2 tRNA genes and 2 rRNA genes (1 of these 4 running past the window's edge) are annotated in these 5,000 nt (G+C 47.3%); all 4 read right to left on the bottom strand.

Annotated features, from left to right (window positions below):
* Window positions 1-1,987, bottom strand: a 23S ribosomal RNA gene (locus tag I2E77_RS13475) (it extends 898 nt beyond the left edge of the window).
* Window positions 1,988-2,101: 114 nt separating this feature from the next.
* Window positions 2,102-2,175, bottom strand: a tRNA-Ala gene (locus I2E77_RS13470).
* A 16-nt stretch (window positions 2,176-2,191) separates the two neighbouring features.
* Window positions 2,192-2,265: transfer RNA gene (locus I2E77_RS13465), tRNA-Ile, on the bottom strand.
* A gap of 111 nt (window positions 2,266-2,376) precedes the next feature.
* Window positions 2,377-3,906: ribosomal RNA gene (locus I2E77_RS13460) — 16S ribosomal RNA — on the bottom strand.
* The 16S and 23S rRNA genes sit together here with 2 tRNA genes alongside, the layout of an rRNA operon.
* Between the last annotated feature and the right edge of the window lie 1,094 nt (window positions 3,907-5,000).

Here is a 5,000-nt window from a genome sequence, read left to right as displayed (position 1 = left end):
CCATTCGTGCAGGTCGGAACTTACCCGACAAGGAATTTCGCTACCTTAGGACCGTTATAGTTACGGCCGCCGTTTACTGGGGCTTCAATTCAATGCTTCTCTTGCGATGACATCTCCTCTTAACCTTCCAGCACCGGGCAGGTGTCAGGCTGTATACAGCGTCTTTCGACTTCGCACAGCCCTGTGTTTTTGTTAAACAGTTGCCTGGACCGATTCTCTGCGCCCTCCCGATAACGGGTAGGGACCCTTTTTCCCGAAGTTACAGGGTTAATTTGCCTAGTTCCTTAACCGTGAATCACTCAAGCGCCTTAGTATATTCAACCCGACTACGTGTGTCCGTTTGCGGTACGGGTACCCTGAAGGTTATGTTTAGCGGATTTTCTTGGCAGTATGATTACATGCACTGTTGGATTGTCCGGAAGGACGCTCCATACTGTCAGGTTCGAATCTTGTGGTGGATTTGCCTGCCACAATCAACTTCTACACCCTTTAACCAGCTATTCCGTCAGCTGGCGGCATTGTCACGACTGCGTCTCCACGTCACCCCAAAGGGTAGTACCGGAATATTAACCGGTTCTGCCATCGGCCTCGCCGTTCGGCTGAGCCTTAGGACCCGACTGACCCTGATCCGATTAGCGTTGATCAGGAAACCTGAGTCTTGCGGCGAGGGGGTTTCTCACCCCCTTTATCGTTACTTATACCTACATTTGCTTTTCCACACGCTCCAGCAGGGCTCACGCCCCACCTTCGACGCAGAGTGGAATGCTCCCCTACCGATCATTATATGATCCCACTGCTTCGGTAAACAGCTTAATACCCGATTATTATCCACGCCAAACTCCTCGACTAGTGAGCTGTTACGCACTCTTTAAATGAATGGCTGCTTCCAAGCCAACATCCTAGCTGTCTTAGCAATCTGACTTCGTTAGTTTAACTTAGCTGTTATTTCGGGACCTTAGCAGGTGGTCCGGATTCTTCTCCTCTCGGGCACGGACCTTAGCACCCATGCCCTCACTCCTGACCTCAAACTAATGCGCATTCGGAGTTTATCAAGACTTGATAGGCGGTGAAGCCCTCGCATCTTATCAGTCGCTCTACCTCACATTAGTAATGGTCAAGGCTGCACCTAAATGCATTTCGGGGAGTACGAGCTATCTCCAAGTTTGATTAGCCTTTCACCCCTACCCTCAAGTCATCCAGAAGCTTTTCAACGCTTATTGGTTCGGTCCTCCATCCGGTGTTACCCGGACTTCAACCTGCTCAAGGGTAGATCACTTGGTTTCGCGTCTACCACTACCGACTATACGCCCTGTTCAGACTCGCTTTCGCTTCGGCTACAGGCCTCATGACCCTTAACCTTGCCGGCAACGGTAACTCGTAGGTTCATTATGCAAAAGGCACGCCGTCACAGCTTACGCTGCTCCGACCGCTTGTAGGCGCACGGTTTCAGGAACTATTTCACTCTTCTGTTCGAAGTGCTTTTCACCTTTCCCTCACGGTACTGGTTCACTATCGGTCTCTCGGGAGTATTTAGCCTTACCGGATGGTCCCGGCTGATTCACGCAGAATTCCTCGTGCTCCGCGCTACTCAGGATACTACTATGCTTCGACAACATTCGAATACGCAACTATCATGCTCTATGGTCTTTCTTTCCAGAAAGTTCTTCTCTGCTGTTTTCATGCAATGCCGTAGTCCTACTACCCCGGTCATGCCGTAACATAACCGGTTTGGGCTATTCCCCGTTCGCTCGCCACTACTGGGGGAATCATTATTATTTTCTTTTCCTGCAGGTACTAAGATGTTTCAGTTCCCTGCGTTAGCCTCCAACTGAGTTGGATAATATCTCTTCAAGATATTGGGTTGTCCCATTCGGAAATCTCCGGATCAAAGGTTATTTGCACCTCCCCGAAGCTTATCGCAGCTTATCACGTCCTTCATCGCCTCCGAGAGCCAAGGCATCCGCCATGCGCCCTTGCTTACTTTCTTTATTATCGCACACTGTTGCCAGTGCGGGATGATATATACTTTTAGCTTTTTACTACTAAAATTACTGTTTTGCTTGTACAATATGTCATAGATCGTTTCTCTTTTCAGAGAGAGTGGAGAATAACGGATTCGAACCGTTGACCCTCTGCGTGCAAGGCAGATGCTCTAGCCAGCTGAGCTAATCCCCCGAACTTACTGAGTTCGTAGTCCCAGGCAGAGTTGAACTGCCGACCTCTACATTATCAGTGTAGCGCTCTAACCAACTGAGCTATAGGACTGTCACGTTCAACCTAGTCTACCTTTGTTTAGACTCGGCTTCTTCTTTCTCTTTATAATGAATAAACAAAGCGCGTAGTACAAGGACAAAAACCTCAGATGGTCCTCTCCAGAAAGGAGGTGTTCCAGCCGCACCTTCCGGTACGGCTACCTTGTTACGACTTAGCCCCAGTCACCAGTTTTACCCTAGGGCGCTCCTTGCGGTTACGCACTTCAGGTACCCCCGGCTCCCATGGCTTGACGGGCGGTGTGTACAAGGCCCGGGAACGTATTCACCGCGCCGTGGCTGATGCGCGATTACTAGCGAATCCAGCTTCATGAAGTCGGGTTGCAGACTTCAATCCGAACTGAGAGAGGTTTTTGGGATTGGCATCCACTTGCGTGGTAGCAGCCCTCTGTACCCCCCATTGTAACACGTGTGTAGCCCCGGACGTAAGGGCCGTGCTGATTTGACGTCATCCCCACCTTCCTCACATCTTACGATGGCAGTCCCGACAGAGTCCTCAGCATAACCTGTTAGTAACTATCGGCAAGGGTTGCGCTCGTTATGGCACTTAAGCCGACACCTCACGGCACGAGCTGACGACAACCATGCAGCACCTTCACAACCGCTATTGCTAGCTATGGCGTTTCCGCCATATTCGGTTGCAATTTAAGCCCGGGTAAGGTTCCTCGCGTATCATCGAATTAAACCACATGTTCCTCCGCTTGTGCGGGCCCCCGTCAATTCCTTTGAGTTTCACCGTTGCCGGCGTACTCCCCAGGTGGAATACTTAATGCTTTCGCTTGGCCGCAGACCGTATATCGCCTACAGCGAGTATTCATCGTTTACCGTGTGGACTACCAGGGTATCTAATCCTGTTTGATACCCACACTTTCGAGCATCAATGTCAGTTACAGGTTAGTAAGCTGCCTTCGCAATCGGAGTTCTTCGTGATATCTAAGCATTTCACCGCTACACCACGAATTCCGCCTACCTCAACTGTACTCAAGACTGCCAGTATCAATTGCAATTTTACGGTTGAGCCGCAAACTTTCACAACTGACTTAACAACCCATCTACGCTCCCTTTAAACCCAATAAATCCGGATAACGCTCGGATCCTCCGTATTACCGCGGCTGCTGGCACGGAGTTAGCCGATCCTTATTCATACGGTACATGCAAAAATCCACGCGTGGATTCGTTTATTCCCGTATAAAAGAAGTTTACAATCCATAGAACCTTCATCCTTCACGCTACTTGGCTGGTTCAGACTCTCGTCCATTGACCAATATTCCTCACTGCTGCCTCCCGTAGGAGTTTGGACCGTGTCTCAGTTCCAATGTGGGGGACCTTCCTCTCAGAACCCCTATCCATCGAAGACTAGGTGGGCCGTTACCCCGCCTACTATCTAATGGAACGCATCCCCATCTTACACCGGTAAACCTTTAATCATGCGAAAATGCTTACTCATGATAACATCTTGTATTAATCTCCCTTTCAGAAGGCTGTCCAAGAGTGTAAGGCAGGTTGGATACGCGTTACTCACCCGTGCGCCGGTCGCCATCGGCCTTAGCAAGCTAAGACCATGCTGCCCCTCGACTTGCATGTGTTAAGCCTGTAGCTAGCGTTCATCCTGAGCCAGGATCAAACTCTTCATTGTAAAAATATCTTTTTTCAACACTTAAGTTGATAATCTGCTCAAGAACCAAATCTATCAATAATCTATAATTGACGGTTTCTGTTTTCCTACACATTATATATAATATAACATGCAGACTTGTACTACTTGTTTGTTTATCTATAATCGTTTCAAAGAACTCTTCTTTTGTGCTTTCGTTTGAAAAGCGGGTGCAAAGGTAAGAGATTTATTTTTAGCCACCAAATGTTTTCGAAAGTTTTTTTGAAGTTTTTTTTCAGGCGGTTGGTTGCATGCTCCAAAAGGTCTTATCCCTTCTCGCTCCCTTAGCCCGGCTAAGGTAAGATATCGGGTGCAGAATCCTTTATAAAGGAGAAACTCTCCTACGTTTGTCTCACCAAGTCAGTCACACACTGTTTCAGTGCCGCATCTCTCTCGATTGCGGGTGCAAAGGTAGGCGGTTTAAACCTAACTGCCAAACATATCATCTGATTTTTCTTACACTTTTTTGAAACTTGTTTGTAACACGCTGATTTACAACAGGACATCACAAGTACTTTTTGAAAACAACAGAACAGGAAGAAAATCGAACACACATAATTATATTGCGGGCGCGCATGTATGCGCACGTAGAAGGGTAGACAAGAAGGTTCCTAACAGCACTAGGCAGACTTAGCGCCTCCACCTGTTTCTCGCCAGCCTTGTTTTTAAACTACCCAATAAATAGAAACTACATTTCACGTACAGAAGGCAACTAATCGTCTATATCACAACTGCTTAACATTTAAAATAACATTACATATTTCGAGTTAGTTACATACGTACGTGTAAACCGATGCGTATATATGTGTAGCCCGATGGCACCGTATGTATAGTCCGATACGTACGTATGTATAACCAGATGCGTACGTACACATTTTAAATCACGATGCATGTTGCAGAAAGACCTTGATATTTTTAAAAAACATCAAAGTCTTTTTCAAAAACATCAAAGTCTTTTTAGAAAAGCTCGGCATGTTTTTTATGTAAGAGCAGATTACACCTCTCCCCACCAAGTCGGTCATTACTTCTTTCCCGTTCATCCTTACATTTTTATCAAAACATGCGGATAATCAGCC

Source organism: Anaeromassilibacillus sp. 1001302B_160321_C8 (assembly GCF_015554745.1).
GTDB classification, from domain to species: Bacteria; Bacillota; Clostridia; order Oscillospirales; family Acutalibacteraceae; genus Anaeromassilibacillus; species Anaeromassilibacillus stercoravium.
This window is presented reverse-complemented; position numbering and strand designations above follow the sequence as displayed.